Here is a 25,087-nt window from a genome sequence, read left to right on the forward strand (position 1 = left end):
CTTACTCCTCACTGCCGAAGCTGAACGAGACTTCGATCTCGTCGTAGAGCGCGAGCTGAGCTTTGATCTCGTTGAGTTTGAGGATGAGCGCGTCCAGGTCTGCGGGCGATGTCATTTTGGTGGGCACAGAAATCGCCTGCTCGAACTTGGCCGGGCCCTTCTTACCCTTCTCTGCGCGCTCGTCCTCGATCCGCTGACGGATGCGTTCCTGGCCTTGTCGCTGGATCGAGCGCCGAAGCTCCTCGATCGTGCTGCTGATGTCATAGTCACGGGCAAGCAGCTTGCGCAGGCCCACAAGGTCGTGGGTCGCCGTCAATTCAAGTCCGTCCAGCTGGCCGATGGCGCTGCCGCGCTCTTCCTGGGTCAACTCTCCCCATTCAGGCACGCGCTGAAGCTCCTCCGCACCTTCCTTGATGCGCTGCTTTTGCTGGTCTGAAAGCAAGATCACAGCCTCACGGACGCGGCCTTTGACGTGCGTCAGCAGCGAGTTGAAGTCTGCGCTGTGCTTGAAGAAGTCCTCAGTTTTCAGGCGGTTGGAGAGTACCGACAGGTCTTCGCTTAATTCATTCCGCAGTTCACCTGGCACGCCTGTATCAGGGAGCGCTTCAATATCTTGGCGATGCGACTGGAGTTCGCGCAGAGTTCCATCAAGGCCATTGTCCAGCGCACGCTTCACCTCAAGCGCCCATTTGAGGTTATCGGACAGAGCAGACGTCTCCGCGCCGAGGCGCTGTGGCGCTTCTGACGCGTCTGTGAACAAGACGTCCGCAAGCTCTTGGTTCATCACTCGGACACGGTCGCCTCCAGCAAGTCCTAACCCGCTGAGCTTCTCTCCCAGTGAGCCGTAGTCGTGCTGGAAACGAGGAAAATGCTTTGCCGCGGCTTTGCTGATCTCCTGTTCAAGCGGAATGACAACGTCGCCAATCAATTCCGTCAGACGGTCTGCTGCGCGGCCAAGCGTTTCGTTGGACGGCCGCTCATCCCGAAGGGCAACGCCAATCTGCTTGAACGAATTGTTTGTCTTGAGCGCGTCGATGGCCTGCTGCCCAGCGGCGGTCACTTCTCGACCAGAGACCTTCAATTTGATCTCTCCAGCCATCAGCATGGCAGCAAGAATGTAACGGGTCGTGTCAGGTGACCATCCGAAAGGATCGGTACTGAAGTCGTCGAGCAGCCGCTTCCCATCTACCGTGCCGCGTTTGTCGATGTAGTCCCGAATGCTTATCATCGCCTTGTGGTCGGTCTTGAACGACGCTCGACCGGAGGTGGTTTGAACGAGGCTAAGCGGATCAATCCCGCTACTTATCGCAGCGGGATTGGCCACCTTCAGGAATTTCTCGGCAGTATCGGTACCTGCACGCACAGGAGCCTCGACATATCGATCGAAAACCTGCGTCGCCACATCATTCAAGAGCTTCCTGGCCGCATCCAGTAGATTGGGATCAAGCGCAGACACAGCCGTCGCCTGTCCGCGAAAGACGAACGATCCAGCTTGGAGCGTTTGCTTGATCTTGCTTTGAAGTTGCGTGGCCAGCTTGGCCGCCCTGTCCAATTGGCCAGAGCAGTAGTCACGGACCTCCTGGTCGGGTTCGTTCCGATGAAGTTCAGCAATGCGTTGGCACCGATAGATTTCGTTTGCTAGGTCATCCAATTCCGGATTGGAGCGCGCAAGCAGGCCGATAATGTTCCGACCAGTACGGCTGCGAGACTCGTCGACCATCCTGTTGCGTGCTGCGTCATAGTCGGTGGCAGCCACCAACTCCAGGACAGTTTGGACGGTGTTCTGGTCTCCGGCAAGGCTTGTCACCGCGCTGCCAGATTGGACCTTGATACCGGATGCAACGGCCAACGTTCCATGAAGACTGACTCTTGGCAAAGGGTCGAACACTTCACGTACAGAGTCGCTGAAGATCCGCCGGACATCAACGGAGCGAAGCGCGAGGGCACCGCGTTCTTGCTCGATGTCGCGAAGTTTCTCACTCAAGAAGACAAGGTTCCCGTCCTTCTCTCCAAGCGGAACCAGCACGTCACCCAGCATCTCATCAACAGCTTCCTTCACCTCGTCGAGTTGGGACGCTGAGGTGATCGAAGGGTGCATCAAGCTTACGACATTCTGTACGCTAACTGGTAAATTCCCGAGAATCTGGAGAACCGCGACTGATTTCGCAATATCTTGATGGAGGTCGCCATCTGGGAAACGGATGAGCACCTTGCCGACAGCCTGATGTACAGACGGGAAAGCTCGTCGAATGTCCTTCTCAAGTTCGTCATAAAGCGTAACGGTCGTCGCGAGCCAGCCAACTGGCTGATCTGCCATGGCGGTTGTTCCGCCTTCACCCTTCAATACATCCTGGACCACCTTGATAGCCGATCGAAGGCCAATGCCGCCAGTCGACTTGGCCAGTGCACCAAGCAAGTGGAGAAGAATGTCAAAGTGAGCGGGGAGAAACGGGTATAGATTTATGAACGTCTGCCGGCTGAAGTCAGCATCATAGTATTTTGCGTCTTGAAGCCTCGTGTTGTGTCGCAACGCTTGACCATGCGCGTCAAACAGCTTCCCGAGCTGCTTTTCACCACTAGGGGATTTTCCGAGCAGTCGCCGATAGCAGATTTCCTTAATATCGCTTGATTCCAGGTCGATCTGAATCGGAAAGCGATCCTTAAGCTTGTAAAGCTTGTCTGAGTTGAGTGCGGCCCGCGGATCGTCTTCGGTGAGTGTTTGTTGGGCCGTTGAAATGATCCAGACTTTGCCATCTCCGAGGCGTTTCAGGTTCTTGGCAAGACCATCCAGGTTTAGAATAAGGTTGTCGCGCGAGGCAACATACTGACCGACTTCATCGACGATAAAGATGATGTTCTGCTTGCCGCTCTTGGAGCGCACAATGTCGATCATTTCCTGAACGCGTTGATCTTCGAACTGGAAGAACCCGTCTGTGCTCGAAGAGAAGCTTTTTGCTTCTGGGAATAACGCTGGATACATTTCGTGCGCGATTTTGGGGATCAGGCCATCAATGGCGAGAGGATTGTTCTGTACGCGATCCCATGTCGCTCCTGGCAACGCTTCTGCGACGAGTCGATGTAGTTCCTCGGTACGGCCATCTTTTTCGACCATACGCTCAAATGCCGCAACCTTGAGGTTGCGAGAGTAGCCAGCCCACTGGAGCACCTTAAAATACAGGACGGTGGACACTTCTTCCATCGTCGCGCCTGCCAGCATCTCACTTGCCAGATCGAGCATCACAACGGCTGCCGGGAATCGCTGCGCAACTGTGTTCAGCAGGGCTTTGGTTTGGGGCTTATGAAGTCGATCTTGCAGATACTTGATGAACGGCGTTCCATCGATCGTGCGCTTGTCATCGAATGCAAGACCCAAATACTTCGTGAAAGAGCTCTTGCCAGATCCATAAAAGCCTGAGACCCACACGCCCACTTCGTTCTCGCCACCCGATTCCATTGCGAGCTGCATGCGATCGAGAAGCTGTCTGAACTGCTCCTCGATGCTTTCAGTCACAATGTATTCGGCAATTTCCGACTTCAGGCGGTCTTCCTGGGCAGCGCCATACGTAATGACCTTCTCGATGGTCCTGTAGATGTCCTTGCTCGGATCGAAGAGAGATCTAATGCTCATTTTTGTATCCCTAAAACCTTTCTGCCTCTAGCCGCCAACGTGGACAGAGCGGTAATTGCCATCTTCGGGGTAGAATCCGAGAAACTTTAGACGCGTCTTTCCGGTACGAACCCCCGGATAGAGAAAGACTGTAGGCACATGAAACTTGCCTTGTAGCTGGCTCTCGATCGCGCCAATTCGAAGAAAAGGATGCAGCGCCTCGAGGTCTGTGACCAAAAGTAACGCGCTCTGGTTACCCTCAAGGGGCTTCAGAGCGTTCTCCAGCCTTCGCAAAAGGCCGCCACCATTCGCAACGATATCTGCCAGCGCCAGGTTTGTTCGGGCCCAATCATCTGGAGAGGCTTTGTCTTGTTGAACGCACAGTGACCAGAAGGGGTCTTCCTGCAGCAGTTCCCACAGATTTTCGGCCACCGAGAAGACGTGCACGTCCCATCCTTCTTGGTGTAACTTTGCCTCCCAAGCGGGCGTCTGCCGTTTAACTTCCAAAACCTGTTCCGGAGAAAAGATGAGGTAGTAGATCGGCTCAAAGCTCGCGTGCCCGAGTTCGCGGCCATGCCGAATCCTCTCACGAAGTTCGTCAAAATCAGCCCTTAGCGAGGACATCGCAAAGCTCCTCCATGTCGTGTTGCTTCCAGCCGACCCGCACGACATCTCCCGCGGATTGGATAATGATGAGACCTTTCAGCGAAAGACGCTTCATCTCTTCAAGAACGTCGTCCCGCTCCAACCCAAAGAGCTTCCAGTCATCATGGTTCAGGACGGCATTGTCGCCAACTCCGCGGAAATGGAGCTCGTATGCCAGATATGCGCTTGTCGTGGCTGAAATCCGAAATGGAAGAATGCGCCGACTTGACCGTAACCCGCGTCCAAGTAAACCGTAGTCTGCACAGCATCCGGTTAGATATGCCGACACTCGTCGGATCGTCGATTCAGACCACCGTTTCGATGTCTTCCCATCGTCAATTCCCCGCTCCACGAACGCCCGTGCGTCTTCGCTGGAGATCTCTTGGTAGCCGCCCGCGTAACGCGCCCAATAGACGTCACGAATAAAGTCGCCAAGAATGGGATTCGCCCGGCTTGTAAAAACGAGCATAAGCTGAATTAGCTCAGATGCGGGGAGTTCGGCGGACAGTTTCTTCAAATGCAGCGCTGGTTCGCCATCGGCCGTCAGATAGCGCGGCGCAAAGCATTCTGAGACAATGTTTCGTAGGCGTCGCGCAGTAATCTCCGGAAATCTCCCAGATTTCAGGGCAATGTCATGCAACTGGCTCGCCGACATGCCCGGTGACCACAACTCGAGAAGAGCTCTGGTCTCGTTCACAAGACCAAGCCCTGCCTGCAACTGAGTTGTGTATAGAGCCCGTTCCATTATGCGACTAAGTAAGGAAGAGCTTGTGTGTTGGACGACAGCGCCATCTGGTAGATCGCGCCGATTTTGTCCAAAAGAGAGGATGCGCGGAGTTCGTCGATCTTTCCAACCTGCACAGGTCCGACCACCTCATCAGCCGTTGCATTGCTGACTTTGGAAAGAGCGTTCAGAGCGGACGCCTGATCCACGATCAAGCTGGGATCAAAGAGCTCGAGTTGCTCTGCCTGCACCATTTCGTGCAGGTCTTGTTCGATCTCTTCTGGAAGCCGGAAAATATGGAATGACCCCACGCTCAAGTTTTCGTCGTGGAACCGACGTGCCGCTTCCACTGCGCCATGGTACTGTGCCAGCGGAGCTGTTCGCGAAAAAACCGGTTCGAGAAAGCGAATGCTTGAAGCCTCGTAAAACGATGTTGGCCACCAATTACACTGTGACTTCTCGCCGAGGAATCCGACAAGATATCGAAGTTTTATTATTCGCCGCATTAGATCAGACTGCTCACGAGGAACCATCTAGCCCTCTCTTTCTATAGAACTGCCCGGTGCCAGGCCTGCAATTGGGGACACCAAGACAATTTGCTGTTCTTGGGGAGGGCGGGTTTTAGCGTTGTTGTCGAGCCCGAGTTTTTTGAGTGCGTAATAGAGAAGCGCCCTGCGCACTTGGATCTTTGCTTTGCCTTCTCGCATTCCATAATCGAGTGCGATCACTTTCTTCTGGCTTTCGGACAGCTCTGGGTGGGGGCCGATCTCAAGCGTGACATGCTCTTGCCAGTCCGCATCGGCGGCATCCGTGACCTCACTGGCTTCAACGCTGCGTGTCGAGATGATGCGAGAGAGCAGGAAGTCCTTGAACACCTCGTCCATCTGACAGTAGGCCCGCGTGTGCCACCGGAAGCCATCGAACCCGATGGCATGGGGCGCGATCCACCGCCAACACGGCTCAGGGCGTGACAGGGACTGATACTTCACCTCAATGGCCTCTGAACGGCGGATAGCGGCGACAACGGATCGCAGAATGACAGGGTTTACACCGCGGGCGGGCGTTGGTGCAGCATCGTAGGTTGGCAGTTCTGCGATCCAGGTATCGTCGCTGTCCATAATGCCGTCCGCCAACGACCGCAGCTGCGCGAGGTAGCGGCTGGCGTCAGGCTTCAGGAAGTGTGGGGCATAGTCGGGGCCACGTACATACGTCCGCGCACTCTTGTCGTAGACCATGTTGTCCGGTGCGAAACCAAGATAGCGGTTCAGGTCAGCGGACGCTTGGTTCACCGACAGCCCGAATTGCTCCATCAAGTCGCTGCGGTTCACATGCCCCTCCCAAAACAATCGGAACTCGATGAACTCGAGGCGCTGCGCGACCCCCCAACGAAGCTCCGATTTATCGTTTTCCACTTCGCACTCCCGACCCGGTACGCACGATTAATATGCGCGCCCATTTTTTGTGCTGTCTGCACGCTAGCGGGGAGGCCCTAAGTGTTCAATCGAAATGCTGCGTGATTTCTGGAGTTTGTTGGGCTGGACTCGTTTTCGTAAGAACCAACGGGAAGTCAAGTAGGCGTGCCGAGCTGCACCGTCCCCGGAACGCCTGCAAATATCGCAACCACAGCATCGGCTAAATTGCAGGAGGCAAGTCATGGGTGCATCCGGAGGGGCGCCTTGCTGCGTGCAACGACGTCTGCTTCCCGTACCGTTCACTCGGGATCATCCCTGCAAGGCCCGCAGGAATCCCGCTGCCGAAAGCGAGCTCGCGAACATCCACGGCGACGACCTCCAAAACCGGCTGCTCTTCCGTTCTGAGCACGAACTCCGTGATCTTTCCTGGCGGGCAGTCCACCGAGGCCGGGTAGACGAGCGCCAGACGATTGCATCGGTAGCGGCTGGCATACGCGTTCATCTGATAAGCGTCGCCGCTCGAAACGCCTGAGTTCGACATGCTCACATCAAGACGCTTCCATTTCGCATCAATGATGGCGACGCTCTCGTTGCCGTTCTGAATGGTGATGTCGGGTCGAAGCTGGAAACCCGATGTGGCGAGGTTTTTCATCGGACTTTGTAGTCCGACAGAAATGCGATTACCCGCGCTCGCCTGACACGCATGCCGGATGCGCAGTCCGAGCACCATCTCGAAGAGCTTTTCCATGTTAAATAGCAGCGCCGAGCCAGCTGCGTTGCCGGTGCGGACATCAGGAAAGAGACCTGCCAGAAGCCACCGGGCTCGTACGAACACTGGCTCCCAGTTCCGGATTGTGCGGTCAAGGTGGAGCGCGTCAACTTCGCGGATCGTGATCCTTCGGTCCCTTACCTCGTCGAAGCGATGGAGGAATGCCGCCACCATCGCTCGGGTGCTTGGACTCAGCGCGAACCCAAGCAGAAGCCGGATGACTCCCTTGAGCGCTTGATTATAGGGGTTGTCGATGCTGCGTTCGTCGAAACGGCATAGCAGGTGAGAACGGTCGAATGCGTTCGCGCGCAGATGGTCGGTTAGCTTGAGCCGTCCGCGGATGGCGTTTAGGTTCTCCGTCCTCTCGGAGTATCGAGCGATGGCCCCGCCTCGTAGCGCGGATTTCACCTGGTTGCAGAAATCCTCGATGAAAACGTCTAGGAGGTGACTGTGCTGGTGCCCGAGACCAGCGTCGCCCACCCGCTTTGATCCAAGTTCACCTGCACGCGCAAGCATGGCCACCAGAAGTCCCCGCATTTCCTCGCTGCTATCGCTGCCATGGTCGATCTTGGGAAGTATCTCGATCGCCAACTGCCCGGTCTGCAAGACCCCACAGAACGGCCCAAACTTCAGCGCGCGGTGACCCCATGCGAGGGTACCGGGGGGCAGACGCCCGGCAAGTTTTGCGATGCCTTCCGCCTCCAGTTCGCTGATTTCACCGGTCGAGCCAATGCTGATGCTCTCCCTCTCGCGGAAGGTCAGGCGCCTCATTCAGGTGGCTCGTAGATCTTGCGGATCGCGTTCGGGGTGATGTCGTCTTCTCGAATAATCTCGAACGCCTCACCGTCACTGATTTCGGTCGGGTCCGCTTTAGGAAAGAGCAAAGCGGCGCTTTGCATACGCGCCCGGACGAGTTGCAGTTCCTCCTCCACCGCTTGGTCGGCAAGGATGTATCTGATCTGCCGCCAGTCATCGTAGAACGCCTCTTGCAGGAAGGGCAAAATTTCCTGTGCAAAGACCCGGCGCAGCTCGTCGAACGATTTCACATGATAAAAGTAGCTGTGGCCGAGAGTCTGGTCGCGATGCAGCAGGCGAGACAGGCGGGCATTCATAGCCTGCAGTAATTGCCGCAGGTCGATCGTGTTGCCCTCGCCATCGTCAATCGATTCAAGCAGTTCAGGTTTCGGCGTGAGTTCTTCAAACCGGAACCGGCGCCGCAAGGCGCTGTCGAGCAGGGCGATCGAGCGGTCCGCGGTGTTCATGGTGCCGATCACATCTACATTCGCCGGCACTCCAAAACGCTCACCGGAGTAAGGGAGCGTCACTTCCAAGCCCTTGCAGCTCGCCAATCGGATTCCGGTGGTATCGGTGCGAATACGCTTGTCTACCTCAACCAGCGTGATGAGCTCGCCGAAGACTTTGGCGACATTCCCGCGATTGATCTCGTCGATGAAGAGGGCGAAACGCATATCCGGCGCGCGCCGGGCCCGCTCGCAGAGCCGCTTCAGCACACCCGACCGAACCTCGTATGTGACGGTGCCGTCTTCCGTGACAGGACGAATCCCTTCGACGAAATCCTCGTACGCATAGCTCTGATGGAACGTGACGAACTCGAAACGATCTCCGGCCTCATCCTCGTAACGCGGCAGATAATCGTTCTTCAGACGATAAGTCTTCCCGGTGCCTGGAGGACCGTAGATAATGAGATTCAGCGGCGGTGCGGCTTTCTTCGGCAATGCTTCTCCAGATCCCTTACCGCCCTGTGGCGCAGTTGTGCCTGTTGCAGCCAGTGGCAGCGCCTTCCAGAGGCGCTCCAAGGTCCTGGCCGCCTTGTTCTTGATCTCGATCCCAGAAGACTGCGGGTTCCATTCTTGGCTGGGTTCGCGGCTCTGAAGTTCTTCTAGGGGGACAATCTCGTCCATTGTTGCGTCGCGGACGGAGTCGAATGCCAGGTCAATGAAGCGCGTCATCTCTCCGGCATCGGCGCGGGCCCGTTCCCAGTGCTCTGCGTCGTAGGGCGCGCGCGTAACCTTGCCCACACCCACGATGCCCTTCGGAGGACTGCCGGTCCGGATCAGAAAAACGCGGTCACCCTCGCGCGGCTTGCTCGAGCTGCAGCGCCAGCGGCTGTCGGCCTTCTCACCGCTGATGGTCATGGCGCGGTCGGCAGCGAGTGTATCCCAGTTCCATCTGGATGGGTTCCAGCTGAGGAGCCAGTTCTTTGTCTGCGTCTTCCATTGGGACTCAAATTCTTCTTGGTAGAAATCGATGTCCGCGCCGTGCTCCTGTTCCAGACGACGGCGCAGGTCCAGTAAAGCGCGGTCAATCTCGATAGTGCTCCACTTACGAATTTCCTTCTCCGGCGTGTCACTGAAGCCTGCGAGGATCAGGCGCTTATCGCCTTCGGAGCTGATCCGCTCGAAGGTGTCAGGAAACAGCAGGTGTGGAAGGATGTGGATCAATTGCCTGTTTCGAGCCTCTGGGAGGCCGCTCAGCCAGCCGGAGAATGCCCAGGGATCAGAGGCGATCTGCTCGCGATCGGAGACATCGCGAGCCTTGAAGTCGCGCATGGCACCGATCAGAAAGACCAACTCGCGCCACCGATGCGTGTTGTAAGCAGTTCCAGCGGAACCGATGCCCTTGAGGACAGCATCATTTAGAAGAGGATGCATCCCGTCCAAAACTTCCCCCGACCAGGACCAGATTTCCAAAACGTTCTCCCGCTTTTTGGCGGCGCCCACGTTTGAAGGAAAGAGAAGCAACAGCCACAGGCTCTCGGCCATCAGCTGCCGGCAATTAGAAGAGCCTTCTGAAAGCTGCACTCTCAGTTTAGAGAGAAAATCACCTTCACCGGCGTCGAGGTTCTGGACGAAGCGCTGGTCAAGTTCGTTCAAAAGCGCGTTCGTCCAAAGTTTCTTGCCTTCAGAAAAGATCGAATGTTCGGCGATCAGAGATCTTTCACGCCACTGCCCCGCAGCGTCGTAAATTGGTTTGACATGGTGGCTAGGACTAAACTTTGACACGAAAACACGCTTTCTCGGTTGTTTTACGGGGCGCGGTGGATGCCAGACGTCTGGCCCGGAGGCCTTTGCGGCTCAAAGCCACAGTAGTTGCGGCTTTGCTTGCAGGCGTTGACAGGGCCGTCGGAATTTATCTGTGAAATCCTTCTCTTGCATCGAGGGCAACAGAAATCTTCGCATGGTTCGTTTTTGCGATCACAATATCAGATAGAATTAATGCTGATCGAACAACACCATTGGCGCTCGGTTCTCGGCCTCGTAGCGTGATAAACGGTCGTTGGACGCGGTGCTTGGCGTAAACATGGTCGTGGAATTCGGACTGACTTGAAAATACCGATGCGCAAAAGGGGCAGGAAAAGCTTGATTCACTGGGCAGACTGAGATCAGGCGTCCTTTCGGTGCCTTCATACAAGGCATCAAGGTGATCTTCACGGATCCAGCCGACAGTGGGCATATTGACCTCCCAAGTCGCGACAGTCCTCGTTATGCCGTCGGCGTGTCGAACCCACCCATCCAGCTTCATCAATCAACATCAATGAAATAAGCGTAACAGCTAGCATTTCCGCGAACAAGCGGATTGACAGAAATGACGGGCGATGGACCGGCCATGTTCGCCGATGGTGTGACCTTCATTCAGGCAATTTCGAAGGCGCGCATGGACCTCGATTTCAACTCGACCTCTTGCTCCTGCAGCACACCGATGTTCTCCCCTTTAAAGACCTGCTGCAATTCATTTTCCTCCCTTCAAATCGGTCGGGACACAAGCATGCAGTAGATGAGAAACGAAAGGCCAGACTGGCAAAACTTCAAGGGCAATATCGGGACGTAATGCAGGCGTGCCGAGCCTCACCACTTACCGGCACGCCTGCAATTTTCGCAACCACATGCGCGGTTACGCGGTCGGCGAAACCTCGGCCGACCTGGTGGGCTCCGAACGGGTTCGCCGTCATCCCCACCTCCGCGCTTGATCCGCCCCACAGTGCGGCGTCTCCTGCGGTCCCCGCGCTTGTCGGGTCCGGGTCCCCATCAGTTCTGGCCGCCTTGGCTAGTCCGCTTCCGGCGGCGGGGCGGAGGCCATCTCAGTGATGACTTGGAATTCTGCCAGAAACTCAGGTCGATGCTGCATCAGGTACCGGACGATCCGGGCGTTTCCGAGCAGCTTTCCCAGATAGCCCTTGATGACGGTCAGCTGCAGGTGGTCTTGGCCATAGGAGTCTTGAATCGATGTGATCCCTTCCTGAAGCCGTGCCAGCTCTCGCTCCATGCGGGCCATGGCCTCGGGGGTAATGCCCTTCATCTTCTTGGGCTTCTTGGAGTCCACCAGCTGTGCTTGGGGCGTTCCTGCGAGGATCGCGGAGATGTAAGCTGGAGAATAATTGTTTGCGTTCATCATCAGCTCGGCTGCCTCGATCTGGCGCATGGCTTTCATCTTACGCAGGATTTCGAACACAGCGGTCGCGCATTGTTTGTCCTTCAGGATGCTGACAGCTTCTCCGCAGATCCCGTCGAGGAGTTTTGCCTTTCGCACAATGCTGCGCGGATGGAGGTCGAGCGCCAGGGCTATCTTTTCTTCGGAGACACCTCGCTCAATGGCCTTGAGGATCATTTTGTGCTCTTGGATGGGCGCAAGGCGGCTGATCCGCTTGTTGTAGGTGAAGGCCTCGTCGTCCGTGGAGATCAGACATTCGACCCGTTCGATGCCGAGATCCTTCAGCACCTCGATCCGGATATGTCCATCCAGCAGCATATAGGTCTCGTCCTCACCGGTGGATCGCGTAACGACTGGTGGCTCGACCAGGCCAACCTCTTTGATGGATGCGGTGATCTGGCGATACTTGCGGCTGGATTTGACCGATGCGCTGAGCGCGCGCACCGGCAGGACGGCCTCAACCGGCACAGTGACGCAATCGCTTTCGAAGCCAAGCGCCACCGCGTCCGGGGATTTGCGCTTGCCACGGCTCATTCTGTTGCTCCCGAATCCAGTGACTGCCCGAGATAGGTGGGCAGGGTGTCCAGCCCCTCCGCCCGCAAGAGCGTCAGGAAGTGGTCATCGTCGCGCAGCGTGCGAAACGCCTCCACGACGAACATCAAACGGCCCTGCGTCAGCTCGGCCTTCTTGATCAGCACCTTCTGGCGTTTTGCTTCCTGCTGATATGCGCGCACTAGCGCGTCGCTGGTCAGGGGACGCTTGGTGCCGTCGCTTCTGCCATATCGGTTTCGATGAAGGTGCGGACCTTGAGCATCGCGCTGCTGGATAAGACGGCGCACCGCGGCGAGTTTCTTACCGCGCAACTTTTTCTGGGTGTAGGCATCCATCAGAGCGCGCTGCCCGCCCTCGGCATCTGTCTTTGAAATGTCGATGGCGAGGTTCAGCGGCAGAAGGCCGGTTTCTACGGCCGAGACCAGCCGTTCTTCCCCGCGCTCCAGAAGCCCCGCGATCATGCCGACATAGTCTGGCGTGACGCCGATCTTGTTTGCGATCTGGCGATCATTGTAGCCGCGTTTGCGCAGGTTGCCGATTTCGCGCATCAGGTCGATGGGGTTGTGCTGGCGACGTGCACAGTTTTCCACGAGGCTCATGACAAGGCAGTCGCTCTCATCGGCGTCGATGATGATGGCCGGGATGGCATCCTGCTGAAGCTCCATGAACGCCTCGAGCCGACCTTGGCCGCATACGAGATCATATTCCGCAGGGTCTGTCCCGACGCGTTGCGCCACGGTGATCGGTCGCTTCAGACCGATCTTTGCGATGTTTTCGACCATTTCCTCGAAATTGCGGCGGTTGCGTACACGGGGATTGAGGATGCGAATGCGGTCGGTGGGGATGAGTGTGATATGCTTCTGTGCAGTGTCGTGATCGTCGTCATGCATCAGGCGGCCTCCGTGATCCGGGCCCGGCCAGCGAGCGCATAAAAATAGTCGAGCGTGTCAAAACGATAGGCGTCCAGCGACAGTCCGTTCTGCTCGGCCAACTTCAGCCTGCTCATGGTCATGTCGATGCTCGGAAGCAGGTAATAATCGCGTGGGCCGCTGTTCAACGCGTCCATCCGCACGGCGATCGTGATGTCGGGTACCAGGTCAGTATCGAGGCGGATGCGCCATCGCAGGGAGCCGCCCTGCGTCTCGAAACATCGGGCCAACACCACCGACGCCGTGAACTCGTCGTTGATGCGGATCAGGTCGGTGTCTGGATCTTGGAAAGCATGGCCGCCGCGTTCGCCGATACCTTCAAGTATCTGGGCTACGATGCCGGGGTGGGCCTGCCGTAACACCCTGTTAATCTCGACGTAGCGATAGTCGCGCTCCGGCTCGTAACCGATCATCTGGTAGGCGCGCAGCAGGCTGCCGAAGCGGCTCCGAAAGGCGCTGGACGACGGTACGTTGTCCTGTTCATCGATGATCAATCCGGACAGCACGCCTTTCTGTTTCAGAACGGTGCGAAGCGCTTCGAGCAGTTCGGCGTCCGTGAAATGCTGGCTGCGTGCGTCGATGATTTCGCGTGCACGCAGAAACAGCGCCTCGTCCACAATTGCGGGGTAGGCGCCTACGGCCCGGATCCACATCTCGCGCGGATTCACCACCCGGCGCTGTTTCAGCTTGAAGGACACCTTGTTGTAGACGTTGTTGCCGATGTATTTCTCGTTGGTCAGGACCTGGTGCACCGATGCCCGGGACCATGGCCGCTCAAGATCGGTCAGATGCCCTTCGGCATTCAGGGTTTCCGCAATCTTGCGCTCCGAATGGCCATCCTCGACGAACATCCGATACATCCGGCGCACAATGTCCTGTTCCTGCTCAGGGCCTGGAACAAGCACGACACGGTCGGTCTGAAGGCTCTTCTGCTCACCGCGGGATAACGCGCCCTTCGGGTTGCCGTGTTCGTCGATCAGCACCCGGCGCAGGCCATAACCTGCCGCACCGCCTTGGCGGAACCCAAGCTCTACCAGGCGACATTGCCCCGCGAACACCTTCACGGAAAGCTCGCGGCTGTACTCGCCCGCCATGACCCGCTTGACGGTTTTCAGCAGGTTGGAGCCGATGCTGCCGTCGTTTTCGAATTGCTCGCCGCAATAGTGGACGCGGATCCCGGCACGAGAGCAGACATGCTCGTGGTAGGCCCCTTCATCGGCATCCTGAAAACGGCCCCAGCGGCTGACGTCATAGACCAGAATGGCCTTGAAATCCGCTTGGCCTGTTCGGACCTCGGCCATCAGGTTCAGCAGCGCTTCGCGGCCGTCCAACCGCAACCCGGACCGACCGGAGTCCTCGAACACCCGCAGGATCTGCAGACCCCGGGCGTTGGCGTAATGTCGAATGACGTCCAGCTGGTTCTCGGTCGAGTACTTCTGGTGATCGGTCGACATCCGCACATAGGCGACAGCCGGCACATCTGTTTCCGGTGGCTCGTCGTTCCTGTTCGAATGGGTCGCTGATCGACCGGTCAATTGCCTATCTCCTCACAATTCCAGGCAAATCCATCGCTCCCGCCGGAATCAACGGTTGAAGTCTTCGCATCCATGTAAAGCGAAGGAGTGTGGAATGTCGTTTCCGAAAAAGGGCAAGTTCTTTCCAAAAGAAAACGGATATAATGGGAAAGACGATCATCAGACGAATGGATGCTTTGTCGACGAAATCGCATCGGCGTTAAAGCGGTCGCTCGGCGACAGTCGGGCGGGTGTCAAAACCGTGGCGGCCTGGACGGGTGCCAACGAAAAGACGGTGAAGAACTGGTTCTCGGGCACCTACGGTCCGAGTGGGGCGCACCTGATCGCGCTGTCGCGGCATTCTGACGAGGTGCTGGGTACCTTCTTGGCCATGGCAGGGCGCGAGGATCTGATGGTGGCTATCAAGCTCGCGGCTGCCGAGGACGCTATTGCGGAGCTTCTGATGGCGGTGCGGGAGCTAAATCGACACGACCAGACAGGTTCCGATACCTGACGTAGGGCCTGCCGCTAGAACGATAACCGATTGACTGGCCCGACGATCGGGGTGATCGTCGGGCAGCTCACGCGGGCGCGGAAATCGATCATTCGGGGAATATTTTGTCAAAAGTTGTCGAAAAGATATCTGGTAAGGCCAAAATTTTAGGAATTAAAGATTCCAAGGAAGTAATTTCGCAAAACAGATCAAGCGAAATGTTCTTCGCTGTTGTTGGTCCTGTGGGCGCAGGCGGGTCTAGAGTGATTGAGTCGCTCAAGCGCGCTTGCGAAGAGTCCGGGTATAAAACAGAGTGGATTAAAGCCAGTACTCTAATCAGCCAATGGCATGAGGATAACGATAGTCCACTGCCGTCTTCAACAGAGAAGACACTCGAACTCGTTGAGGCATACCAGGATGCTGGGGACAAGATGCGCAAACGAGATGCGGCCGAAGTTGCACGTGAGGTATTGCGCGAAATTGCTAGGCGGCGAGCTGAAGCTACCGATGTTGCATATGTGCAGGGCGAGCCAGTTAGGCCAAATAATGAGCGACGTGCCTATCTGATTGATTCGATTAGGCACCCGGCTGAAGTTAGTTTACTCCGTCGTACCTACGGCAGTGCATTCGCGCTGGTAGGCGTTGTTTGTGAGGAAGGCAGGAGAGAGAAACGAATACTCGAAAAGTATTTCCGAAAACCACGTCATCATGATCAAGAAGTAAAAGATCAGGTCCTGCGCTTTATGCAGCGCGATTCCGACGATGCTGGTAACAAAAGAGGACAGCACGTTGCGGAGGCGTTTTTCGAGGCCGATTATTTTGTTGATAACTCGGAAGATGACCCAGAAGGAAATAAATTCGCCCTTGATGAGCCATTAGGTCGCTTGGTGAATATCGTTGCGCACGACCAGGTCATTCGCCCGACTATGGAAGAAACGGCAATGCATCATGCCCATTCTGCAAGAGTTAGGAGCGCCTGCTTGTCTCGGCAGGTGGGTGCTGCTCTGGTTGACAGCGACGGGACAGTCGTTGCCACCGGCGTCAACGAAGTGCCGGCTGCAGGGGGTGGCGTGTATGGCGAAGGATTTGGCCTCCCGCATGATCATGAAGATCATCGATGCGCTTTTCGCGAGACCAAGTTCTGTAGCAGCAACAGGCAACAGAATAAAATCATTGATGAACTGATCGTTGCGTTGCCTGAACTGGCTACGGTAGGGGACAAACTTGACCTCGCTGCGAGAATTAGGAAGACCCGCCTTGGAGGTCTCATCGAGTTTAGCCGCGCTGTGCACGCTGAAATGGATGCATTGCTGTCTGCGGGTCGGGAGGGCGTCTCGACGGTTGGAACGCGGCTGTTCGTTACTACCTTCCCGTGTCACTACTGCGCCAGACACATCGTCGGTGCAGGTGTGTATGAGGTTCAGTACATTGAACCTTACCCCAAAAGCCTCGCAATTGAGCTGCATAGTGATGCCATCGAGACCAACCCGTTTGAGTGGATGCCACCAGAACGCAAGTCGATGGCAGAGCAGAGGAAGGGGATTAATGAGCCACCGCGTCCTGTTGCCGCGCCCGAGCCAAGGAACCCAGGAAAAGTTCTGTTCAGGCCTTTCGTGGGCGTCTCTCCGCGCATGTACACAAGGGCATTCGAGAAAACGTGGCGTTTGAAGGACAAGGTCACTGGAAATTTTGAGATGGAAGCGCCAGAATGGGGCGATGAGTGGTCACCGTTCACCGTTGGGTACCCCGACCTCGAAGCAGCACTAACGAAGAAGTCATGACACATCCGATGCTCAGACTCGTAACCAAGGAAAGCTACGAACTTTCAGTGCCTACGGAAGTATCCGGGGCGCGCTCGCGTGTTGCGTCGAACGAACAACTCAGTTTTTCGTTCGAGGATGATGATCGCTTTGACGGTCGTCGAATCGAAATTGTGTCTATGGATGGCCTACACGGAAAGCGGCTCTGTGAATTGATTCTGTCAAAAAAGCCGAGAGTCGCGCTTGATTTGCGTCATGTAATTCGTTTCGATTTGCCTGGAACCAGTCGCGAACAAGTCCTCAGTTACTTCCGCGCCGCAAACACTCTTTACGTGCGTGATCCACTTCCTTGGCATGCGCTGCAAAGAAAGGATTTCATTGTAGGGAATCGAGTCATCTCGCAGAGACTTGAGCATGAGACAGTAGAAAGAAAGCATTCGCCGGTTATGCTATTCGTTCCTAAAGATGAACATGCTGGGTTTCTCGCTGCTTATCTTAATCGCGTTTTCTCAACTCGGGGAGGCGAGCCCTGGGAGATATTGACCGCTCACTAGGGTGATTTTTCAAGAAGAAGCCGTGACGATTTTCGCAGAAATTCGAAAGACCAACATAGTGTCCGACACTGGCACGAGAGAGAGTTCGTTGAATGTGTCATCCCCTCCGCCAAGATTTCAAAAAACCCATAAGATATTGTTTTTAAATGAAAATGTGAGGCGGATATTTTTCCTTCCACACACGTTTCCCACACACGTTTTCCACACACACCCAGCGCTACCGACTTGATCGACAGTTTCAGCGGCTTCCCTGTTGCCGATCTGTGCTGTTGGTGGTCATGATGCGGAAAAAGCAAAAGGGCAGGGCAACGATGTACGAAACGGCCTTCAACCAGATCGAGCGGAACCTCCGGGCCGAGGAAGGGATCGCCAACGAACTGGATTACGTTGAACAGATTTCGTGGGTCCTCTTCCTGAAGTACCTGCACGAGCTGGAGGCGGAACGGCAGGACAGGGCTGAACTGGAGGGCGGGGATTACGAGCCGATCATTAAGGACGAGTATCGCTGGGATCAGTGGGCCGCACCAAAGAAGGATGGGCAGTTCGATCACAACGCGGCAAGGATCGGCGACGATCTGATCGCTTTCGTGGATCAGGAGCTGTTCCCCTTCCTTGGGTCCTTCCGGGAAACCGCCACGGGGCCACAGACCATCGAATACAAGATCGGGGAGGTCTTCACTGAACTGCGCAACAAGTTCCGGTCGGGCTACATTCTGCGGGACGTGCTGGAGGTGCTGGACGGCCTGAGCTTCAACACCCAAGCGCAGCGGCACGAACTGTCAGAGCTGTACGAGACGCGCATCAAACGGATGGGCAACGCAGGCCGCAACGGGGGCGAATACTACACGCCACGGCCACTGATCCGGGCGATGATCAAGGTCCTCGATCCACAGATCGGCGAGACCGTCTATGACGGTGCCGTCGGGTCTGCAGGCTTCCTGTGTGAGGCCTTCGAGTACATGCGCACCCCTGATCTGACCGCGACGGAATGGGAGACGTTGCAGCGCAAGACGTTCTACGGGCAGGAGAAAAAGAGCCTAGCCTACATCATCGGGATCATGAACATGGTCCTGCACGGGATCGAAGCGCCGAACATTGTCCACACCAACTCGCTCAACGAGAACGTGATGGACATACAGGAGAAGGACCGCCACGACATCATCCTTGCCAATCCGCCCTTCGGTGGTGGCGAACGGCGCGAGGTGCAGCAGAACTTCCCGATCCGCACCGGGGAAACGGCTTATCTCTTCCTGCAGCACTTCATCCGCAAACTGCGGGCCGGGGGTCGTGCGGCGGTAGTGATCAAAAACACCTTCCTGAGCAACACGGACAACGCCTCTGTTGCCTTGCGCAAGGAACTGCTGGAGGCGGCGAACCTGCACACGATCCTTGACTGTCCCCAAGGCACGTTTCAGGGGGCCGGGGTCAAGACTGTGGTGCTGTTTTTCGAGAAGGGGTCGCCAACGCGGGACGTTTGGTTCTACCAGCTCGATCCGGGGCGCAGCATGGGAAAAACCAACCCGCTGAACGACGCTGATCTGGCAGAGTTCGTGGAACTGCAGCGGGGCCAAAAAACAGGCTTGAAGAGCTGGACAGTGAACCGCGCCGATTTGGATGAGTTGACCTTTGACCTGTCGGTTAAGAACCCGAACACGCCAGAGGCCGACGTGCTGCGCAGCCCAGAGGAGATCATTGCCGATATGCTGGCGCGGGATGCCGACACTGCAGACATTCTTGAGAATATCCGGGGTATGCTGTGAGCACCGATTGGCCGAGTGTTGCGCTTCGTGACCTATGCTCAATCGCACGTGGCGGCTCTCCACGCCCGATCAAGAACTTCATCACAGACGACCCAGACGGGATCAACTGGATCAAGATCGGAGACACGCAGAAGGGAGGCCGTTACATCGACAGCACTGCCGAAAAGATCAAGCCCGAAGGCATTGCACGGTCGAGGTTCGTAGAGGAAGGGTCATTCCTCTTGTCGAACTCCATGAGTTTCGGACGCCCCTACATCCTTAGGACAAGCGGCTGTATTCACGACGGGTGGCTAGTCTTGGAACCGGATTACGCACGGGTCGACCAAAACTTCCTGTACTATGTACTTGGGTCACGAACTGTTTTTGACCAGTTTGATCGTCTCGCAGCAGGATCGACGGTACGAAACTTGAATATTGACTTGGTCAAAGGGGTGGAAATCCCTCTGCCACCACTCGAAGAACAACAGCGGATTGTTGCGGTTCTGGACGAGGTCTTCGAGGGATTGGCCCGCGCCCGCGCCCATGCCGAAGCCAACCTCCAAAACGCGCGGGAGTTGTTTGAGAGCGCTGTGAACTCGACAGTTTTGGGCGACCGTCATCGGATGCCCCATGATGTTCAGGACGACGGTGTTCGTGACCTCAAGGATGAACAAAGAAAAAGGACGAACGACAGGAAATTTCGAGGACCTAGATTTATAGCGTCAAAAGGAGAACCCAAGTTGCCTGATGGCTGGATTTGGGCCTCACCCGAACAGTTGTGCACCCACATCGTTGATTGCCTCCATGCGACACCGAAGTGGGCCACCAGTGGCGAGGTATGTTTGCGCACAACGAATTTCCGTGTCGGTGAACTTGATCTGACAGAGACACGATATGTTTCACCAGAAACGTACGCTCAGAGAATTTCCCGATTGGAACCGAAGCCCGGCGACGTGCTGTACAGCCGCGAAGGCGGGATACTGGGTATCGCTTGCATACACCCTGAGGGTCTGAAAGCCTGCCTCGGACAGCGTATGATGCAGTTTAGGTTGAGACAAAATTTGATGCTTCCAGAGTTCTTTTGCGCGGTTCTCAATTCAGCGTTGGTTCTTGGTGAAGTAAGGCACTTTACTGGCGGGGCAGCAGCGCCCCATCTGAACATCGGCGATATTCGGCAGTTCCCGATTCCGGTGCCGCCGTTACAGGAACAAGCTGAGATGGTGGAAATCATTGAGGCCCAGACCGACGGTCGCCGCCGCCTCCAATCCGCCTATGAAACCAAAATCCAATACCTCGACGACCTACGCCAATCCCTTTTGCAGAAAGCCTTCGCAGGCGAATTGACATGACTTAGGAAACCCCGCCAATGGGAACATCAAAACGCCAACTTGGCGACATTAGCCGTAACGATCAGGTCCTGATTACCCGTACCGACCGACACGGCACAGACCACATGCAATATGTCTGGGTTCTGGTCTGCGCACGTCGCTTGGAAGATGGTGTTCTATGCGGTTATCGTTATGGGGCAAACGGCTCTGACTTTCACCATCGGAAATGTCCACAGTGCCAAGGTGGTGCAGCAGGGTTGGACGTTGACGGGTTGATATGAGTATTCATGACGAAACCGAAGCTGAAACACGGACAAACCGTATCCTGCCCGTGTTGCAGGCCTCAGGCTGGGGTGTTGTCGAAGGATCGCGGCTACGTGAAGAGCTGATCTGTCCGGGTCGTATCCAATCCGGCGGGACACGAGGCAAAGGCCTGACCTGTGACTACGTCCTGCAGTACCGGGGCCAAAAGCTGGCAGTGCTTGAGGCGAAACGGGCCGGGATCAGCCACCGTGACGGCATTGGGCAGGCCAAGGACTATGCCCAGCGACTTGAAGCACGGTTCGCCTATGCCTCCAACGGGATCGACTGGCACCAGATCGACATGCAGACGGGAGCAGAGGGCGACCTGAGCCTGCCCTTTCCGACACCGGATGAGCTGTGGGACCGGACCTTCGGGGATCAGAACGCATGGCGTCTGCGGTTCGGAGCCGTCCCGTTCGAAACCGACGGCGGCAAATGGGAGCTGCGCTATTACCAACACAACGCCATCAACGCGGCGCTTGAGGCCATCGCCAAGGGTGACCGCCGCATCCTGCTTACCCTCGCCACGGGGACGGGCAAGACGTCTATCGCGTTTCAGATCGCGTGGAAGCTCTTCCATGCCAAGTGGAGCCTTGAGGGTGAGCCGGTGCGACGTCCGCGCATCCTGTTTCTTGCCGACCGCAACATCCTCGCCGATCAGGCTTACAACAGCTTCTCTGCTTTCCCGTCTGACGCGGTGACCCGGATCGACCCCGGCACAATCCGCAAGAACCACGGCAAGCCCCCCAGGAACGCCAGTGTGTTCTTCACCATTTTCCAAACCTTCATGACCGGGGATGGGGAGCCGACCTACAAGGAGTACCCACGCGACTTCTTCGACTTCATCGTGATCGACGAATGTCACCGGGGCGGGGCCAAGGATGAAAGCGAGTGGCGCAGGCTGCTGGAGTATTTCGAGCCAGCCGTGCAACTTGGTCTTACTGCAACGCCAAAGCGCAAGCACAACGCCGATACCTACGCGTATTTCGGAGAGCCAGCCTATGTCTACGCGCTCAGGGACGGGATCGAGGATGGCTTCCTGACCCCGTTCAAGGTGCGGCAGATGGCCAGCACGATTGACGAATACGTTTACGATCCTGACGACAAGGTGGTTCAGGGCGAAGCGCAGATCGGCGACAGCTTTTCCGAGGATGACTTCAACACAAGGATCGTCATTCCAGACCGTGAGCGCAGCCGCGTCATCGAGTTTATGGAACAGATCAACCAACGGCAAAAGACGCTGGTTTTCTGCGCAACCCAAGACCACGCCGCCTTGGTGCGAGACCTGATCAATGAGGTGAAGGCAAACCCTAACCCCAACTATTGTCACCGCGTCACCGCGAATGACGGGGCCATCGGGGATCAGCATCTGCGCGACTTTCAAGACAACGATAAGACCATCCCAACGATCCTGACGACTTCCCACAAGCTGTCCACCGGGGTCGATGCCCGCAATGTCCGCAACATCGTGCTGATGCGCCCAATCAAGTCGATGATCGAGTTCAAGCAGATCATTGGCCGGGGAACGCGGGTCTACGAGGGCAAGGATTTCTTCACCATATGGGACTTCGTGAAAGCCCACGAGAACTTCAAGGACCCCGAATGGGATGGCGAACCAGAGGACCCGGTCGAACCGCATCAGCGGCCATCTGAGACGCCCACAGACCCACCTGAGCCGCCTGACTTGCCAGATGATGAAGGCGAGGGAGAAGACCCCAAGCCGAAGCTGGTGATCAAGCTGGCGGATGGGAAAGCGCGAAAGATCAGATACATCGCGTCCACGACCTACTGGATCGACGGAAAGGTGGTGTCGTCTGCTGAGTTTCTTGAACGCCTCTTCGGTGATCTGTCCGATCTTGTTGCTGACGAAGACCAACTGCGGAAAACGTGGAGCGACCCCGACAACCGCGAACGCTTCCTGTCTCAGATCGCAGACCGTGGATATGACCGCGATAAGCTGAACGACATCCGGCAACTGGTGGACGCGCCCGACAGCGACCTTTTCGATGTGCTGGCCTACGTCCTCTACACGCACGATCCGAAGACCCGCCATGTCCGAGCCGAGGTCGTCCGCAGCGAAGCGTTGGGCGACGTGACAGACGACTTGCGCCCGCTGCTGTTGGGCATCTTGAGCGCGTACGAAGAGGGTGGCGAAGACGAACTGGCTTCTGGCAAGCTGACGCACTACCTGACAGCCCGCTACGGGAGCGTCGGCGAAGGGAAGGCCGCTTTGGGTGGCATTGAGGGTGTCCGCAGGGCATTTCTGGACATGCAGCGAGACCTCTACAGATCGTAGATTAAGGTTTTGAAATAATGTGATGAAATACGATTTTCGCCGATTGGGTTCCACCATGGCACAGAGAAGCTTCTGTGTTCACATGAACTCATCAAGGAAAATCAAACATGACATACCACATGGACATGCCCAGTGAAATCGACGCCATTCTCAAGATGTTCCACATGTTCGGTCTCTATAGAACCAGAGCATCAGGGCTGGAGCTGCTTGTGTTCCTTGAAATAGCAAAAGAAGAAGGATGCACTTCGCGCTACCTGCGAGAAAGACTGGACGTCAATCAGTCAACAGTATCCCGCGTCACCCGTGTCTTAGGAGATGGCGATGCCAAACCGATTGATCGTCAGCCTTGGGATGGACAACAGTTGATCTACAGTTATCCGGATGCCGCCCAAAGCAAAAAGGCACGAGGCGATTGCAGCGCTTACAGGGCAGATACGTTGCGCTACGCCCTTACGGAAAGGGGGCGTGAACTACTGAACCGTGTCTTGGATTACTTGGCGATATACTTCCCTTCGCGACCTGTTGGATGCCCAATAGGTCGATGCCAGCGCCCATCGGGAATGGGTGCCACCATTGCAAAGAGTGTTCCGGTGAGGCTGTTCAATCAAGGCACTCAATCCAAGGGTTAACCAAGGGCGAAACCAGTGACGCGCTCCTGATATTCGTATCGGTGGAAACCGACGGGTCCGGGAGTGCGGCCATGGACCATCAAGAGAACTCCGCCAATGCCATACTGAGCAGGGCGCTTGAGGGGAACCTTGGTCTCGTTCGGCTGTGCAACCCTTGGGCCGTGCATCTGCACAGGCTTGTTGCCTTGCCATTTCGATACAAACTGACCGGAACTGACTGAATGATAAAGACAAAAACGGGCCTGCCGCGCCCGATCAAGCGGCGTGTAGTAATGTCCAACTTGACCACGGATGAAAGCAGGTTCCAGCCACGCCAGAACGGTGTTCAGGAGAACCATGTTGCTCACCTCTGCGATGTCCTGAAGCGTGGCGAAGACTTCGACCGCCTCAGTGTCTGGGAGGACCCACAATCCAAGGAGCTGATTGTCGCGGATGGTCATCACAGGTTGGAGGCGCTTCAACGGGAGCGACCTGACAGCAAACTGGAGGTGGACGTCTTCCATTGTAGCTATCACGTGGCCCTCGAAATACCACTTGCGGACAACCGCAAGAACCGTCTGTCGTTGCGATACGAGGAAAAGGCCAATTGGGCATGGAAGCTCAATGTCGAGGGTGAAAGGTCCAAGCGAGAAGTGGCGAAAATCTGCGGCGTTTCTGAGCGCACTGTCGCTAACCAGCGTAAGACGATGAAACTTCTTGAGGAAACCGACCAGCTCTTGCCTGACAACTGGCGAGATGCTCTCCGCTTGGCACAAGGGCGCGAAAAAGACGAATGGACAGACGAGGACCGTGATGCTTGGCGAGAAGCTGCCATCGCAAAAGCAGATGAAGCCTTCGGTGCCAATCTGACGGAGCTGTTTCGACGATGGCCGGATGCCGCAATGGAGTTGGTCGAACGGTGCGCTGGTCCTGATGCTTTCGCGGATGCCTTAGACTACTTGGGCTGGCAGAAGTCGGACGATGATTTCGTTGATCCGTTCTGAGATTACTGGATTTGCCTTCGCAGGAAGCAGACCCCGATATTTTGGGGGCAAAAATCTCAGCGGTCTACTTAATATGAGCGCTTTCGGTCTTCCCCCCTGTCGATATGCGAGGGGGTGGGGGGAGGTCGATGCGTTGCAGGTCAGATCAGAGCGCCACCATACGCGGGTCCCGGTTCTGAGAAGCAATTCATCTTGTTGTCGTGTCTGTGCAGCCTCCAGTCTATCCGCAAGCCAACACAAGCCAGAAGAGCGCATAGGACAGCCGAGATAGGAGCAATCTTTATCCCGAGAGAGCCGAGTTTCACATCGCCGTCCTAAATACCCGTGCGCCGGGCAATGGGCGTTCAAGCCTGCATCATTTTCGTTTGTAACAGTCACAACCTACGTTGACGTTTGCAACG

General features: G+C 56.3%; 19 protein-coding genes. 8 read left to right on the top strand and 11 right to left on the bottom strand.

Going from position 1 to position 25,087, the window contains the following annotated elements:
* Window position 1: 1 nt before the first annotated feature.
* From brxC to IEV82_RS18275, 11 genes are all read right to left on the bottom strand, one after another.
* Window positions 2–3,628 carry a BREX system P-loop protein BrxC gene (gene brxC, locus IEV82_RS18225; protein ID WP_188483502.1) on the bottom strand — a complete coding sequence of 1,209 codons (3,627 nt, stop codon included), beginning with the start codon at window positions 3,626–3,628 and terminating at the stop codon, window positions 2–4.
* A gap of 27 nt (window positions 3,629–3,655) precedes the next feature.
* Window positions 3,656–4,231, bottom strand: a complete 576-nt coding sequence (locus tag IEV82_RS18230; RefSeq protein WP_188483503.1) for a BREX protein BrxB domain-containing protein — start codon at window positions 4,229–4,231, stop codon at window positions 3,656–3,658.
* Window positions 4,212–4,997, bottom strand: a complete 786-nt coding sequence (locus tag IEV82_RS18235) for a DUF1819 family protein (protein WP_188483504.1) — start codon at window positions 4,995–4,997, stop codon at window positions 4,212–4,214. The genes IEV82_RS18230 and IEV82_RS18235 overlap by 20 nt, the downstream gene beginning before the upstream one ends.
* Window positions 4,997–5,509 (bottom strand): BrxE family protein, encoded by a 513-nt coding sequence (locus IEV82_RS18240; RefSeq protein WP_229747914.1) that lies wholly within the window; start codon window positions 5,507–5,509, stop codon window positions 4,997–4,999. The genes IEV82_RS18235 and IEV82_RS18240 overlap by 1 nt, the downstream gene beginning before the upstream one ends.
* A complete protein-coding gene (locus IEV82_RS18245; RefSeq protein ID WP_188483505.1) occupies window positions 5,510–6,388 on the bottom strand; it encodes a BrxR family helix-turn-helix transcriptional regulator in 879 nt (292 codons plus the stop codon).
* Between the two features lie 220 nt (window positions 6,389–6,608).
* Complete coding sequence (locus IEV82_RS18250; protein ID WP_188483506.1) at window positions 6,609–7,928, bottom strand: McrC family protein; 1,320 nt, start codon at window positions 7,926–7,928, stop codon at window positions 6,609–6,611.
* Window positions 7,925–10,180, bottom strand: a complete 2,256-nt coding sequence (locus IEV82_RS18255; RefSeq protein WP_188483507.1) for an McrB family protein — start codon at window positions 10,178–10,180, stop codon at window positions 7,925–7,927. Before IEV82_RS18255 ends, IEV82_RS18250 begins: the two co-directional genes overlap by 4 nt.
* Before the next feature lie 127 nt (window positions 10,181–10,307).
* On the bottom strand, window positions 10,308–10,631 hold the full coding sequence (locus tag IEV82_RS18260; RefSeq protein ID WP_188483508.1) for a hypothetical protein: 324 nt from the start codon (window positions 10,629–10,631) through the stop codon (window positions 10,308–10,310).
* A 591-nt stretch (window positions 10,632–11,222) separates the two neighbouring features.
* The gene (locus tag IEV82_RS18265; protein WP_188483509.1) at window positions 11,223–12,140 is read right to left on the bottom strand and encodes a plasmid partitioning protein RepB C-terminal domain-containing protein; all 918 of its coding nucleotides are present in this window, start codon (window positions 12,138–12,140) and stop codon (window positions 11,223–11,225) included.
* Window positions 12,137–13,048, bottom strand: coding sequence for a plasmid partitioning protein RepB C-terminal domain-containing protein (locus tag IEV82_RS18270; RefSeq protein ID WP_188483510.1), 912 nt, complete (start codon window positions 13,046–13,048; stop codon window positions 12,137–12,139). The genes IEV82_RS18265 and IEV82_RS18270 overlap by 4 nt, the downstream gene beginning before the upstream one ends.
* Window positions 13,048–14,622 (bottom strand): recombinase family protein, encoded by a 1,575-nt coding sequence (locus IEV82_RS18275; protein ID WP_268236136.1) that lies wholly within the window; start codon window positions 14,620–14,622, stop codon window positions 13,048–13,050. Before IEV82_RS18275 ends, IEV82_RS18270 begins: the two co-directional genes overlap by 1 nt.
* A gap of 94 nt (window positions 14,623–14,716) precedes the next feature.
* Between IEV82_RS18275 and IEV82_RS18280 the strand changes: the two genes are divergently transcribed.
* The 8 genes from IEV82_RS18280 (at window position 14,717) to IEV82_RS18315 (ending at window position 24,686) form a co-directional block, all read left to right on the top strand.
* Window positions 14,717–15,115 carry a hypothetical protein gene (locus IEV82_RS18280; protein ID WP_188483511.1) on the top strand — a complete coding sequence of 133 codons (399 nt, stop codon included), beginning with the start codon at window positions 14,717–14,719 and terminating at the stop codon, window positions 15,113–15,115.
* Between the two features lie 104 nt (window positions 15,116–15,219).
* Window positions 15,220–16,875, top strand: coding sequence for an anti-phage dCTP deaminase (locus IEV82_RS18285; RefSeq protein WP_229747915.1), 1,656 nt, complete (start codon window positions 15,220–15,222; stop codon window positions 16,873–16,875).
* Window positions 16,872–17,408 (top strand): hypothetical protein, encoded by a 537-nt coding sequence (locus IEV82_RS18290; protein ID WP_188483512.1) that lies wholly within the window; start codon window positions 16,872–16,874, stop codon window positions 17,406–17,408. Before IEV82_RS18285 ends, IEV82_RS18290 begins: the two co-directional genes overlap by 4 nt.
* A gap of 281 nt (window positions 17,409–17,689) precedes the next feature.
* Window positions 17,690–19,168 carry a class I SAM-dependent DNA methyltransferase gene (locus IEV82_RS18295; protein WP_229747916.1) on the top strand — a complete coding sequence of 493 codons (1,479 nt, stop codon included), beginning with the start codon at window positions 17,690–17,692 and terminating at the stop codon, window positions 19,166–19,168.
* Window positions 19,165–20,496: a restriction endonuclease subunit S gene (locus IEV82_RS18300; protein WP_188483514.1), complete on the top strand. Its 1,332-nt coding sequence runs from the start codon at window positions 19,165–19,167 to the stop codon at window positions 20,494–20,496. Before IEV82_RS18295 ends, IEV82_RS18300 begins: the two co-directional genes overlap by 4 nt.
* Before the next feature lie 256 nt (window positions 20,497–20,752).
* Window positions 20,753–23,074 (top strand): EcoAI/FtnUII family type I restriction enzme subunit R, encoded by a 2,322-nt coding sequence (hsdR, locus tag IEV82_RS18305; RefSeq protein WP_188483515.1) that lies wholly within the window; start codon window positions 20,753–20,755, stop codon window positions 23,072–23,074.
* A 107-nt stretch (window positions 23,075–23,181) separates the two neighbouring features.
* Window positions 23,182–23,703: a MarR family transcriptional regulator gene (locus IEV82_RS18310; protein ID WP_188483516.1), complete on the top strand. Its 522-nt coding sequence runs from the start codon at window positions 23,182–23,184 to the stop codon at window positions 23,701–23,703.
* Window positions 23,704–23,924: 221 nt separating this feature from the next.
* On the top strand, window positions 23,925–24,686 hold the full coding sequence (locus tag IEV82_RS18315; protein ID WP_188483517.1) for a ParB/RepB/Spo0J family partition protein: 762 nt from the start codon (window positions 23,925–23,927) through the stop codon (window positions 24,684–24,686).
* Window positions 24,687–25,087: the final 401 nt, after the last annotated feature.

Origin of the sequence: Marivita lacus (assembly GCF_014637725.1) — a bacterium.
Lineage (GTDB): Bacteria > Pseudomonadota > Alphaproteobacteria > Rhodobacterales > Rhodobacteraceae > Marivita > Marivita lacus.

What these genes read in the sequence shown, in the direction of transcription:
- IEV82_RS18310 (WP_188483516.1), top strand. Translation starts at nt 23,182, where the DNA reads ATGACATACCACATGGACATGCCCAGTGAAATCGACGCCATTCTCAAG.
- IEV82_RS18265 (WP_188483509.1), bottom strand. Translation starts at nt 12,140, where the DNA reads ATGAGCCGTGGCAAGCGCAAATCCCCGGACGCGGTGGCGCTTGGCTTC.
- IEV82_RS18260 (WP_188483508.1), bottom strand. Translation starts at nt 10,631, where the DNA reads ATGCCCACTGTCGGCTGGATCCGTGAAGATCACCTTGATGCCTTGTAT.
- IEV82_RS18240 (WP_229747914.1), bottom strand. Translation starts at nt 5,509, where the DNA reads ATGGTTCCTCGTGAGCAGTCTGATCTAATGCGGCGAATAATAAAACTT.
- hsdR (WP_188483515.1), top strand. Translation starts at nt 20,753, where the DNA reads ATGAGTATTCATGACGAAACCGAAGCTGAAACACGGACAAACCGTATC.
- IEV82_RS18290 (WP_188483512.1), top strand. Translation starts at nt 16,872, where the DNA reads ATGACACATCCGATGCTCAGACTCGTAACCAAGGAAAGCTACGAACTT.
- brxC (WP_188483502.1), bottom strand. Translation starts at nt 3,628, where the DNA reads ATGAGCATTAGATCTCTCTTCGATCCGAGCAAGGACATCTACAGGACC.
- IEV82_RS18250 (WP_188483506.1), bottom strand. Translation starts at nt 7,928, where the DNA reads ATGAGGCGCCTGACCTTCCGCGAGAGGGAGAGCATCAGCATTGGCTCG.
- IEV82_RS18280 (WP_188483511.1), top strand. Translation starts at nt 14,717, where the DNA reads ATGTCGTTTCCGAAAAAGGGCAAGTTCTTTCCAAAAGAAAACGGATAT.
- IEV82_RS18315 (WP_188483517.1), top strand. Translation starts at nt 23,925, where the DNA reads ATGATAAAGACAAAAACGGGCCTGCCGCGCCCGATCAAGCGGCGTGTA.
- IEV82_RS18270 (WP_188483510.1), bottom strand. Translation starts at nt 13,048, where the DNA reads ATGCATGACGACGATCACGACACTGCACAGAAGCATATCACACTCATC.
- IEV82_RS18295 (WP_229747916.1), top strand. Translation starts at nt 17,690, where the DNA reads ATGCGGAAAAAGCAAAAGGGCAGGGCAACGATGTACGAAACGGCCTTC.
- IEV82_RS18235 (WP_188483504.1), bottom strand. Translation starts at nt 4,997, where the DNA reads ATGGAACGGGCTCTATACACAACTCAGTTGCAGGCAGGGCTTGGTCTT.
- IEV82_RS18230 (WP_188483503.1), bottom strand. Translation starts at nt 4,231, where the DNA reads ATGTCCTCGCTAAGGGCTGATTTTGACGAACTTCGTGAGAGGATTCGG.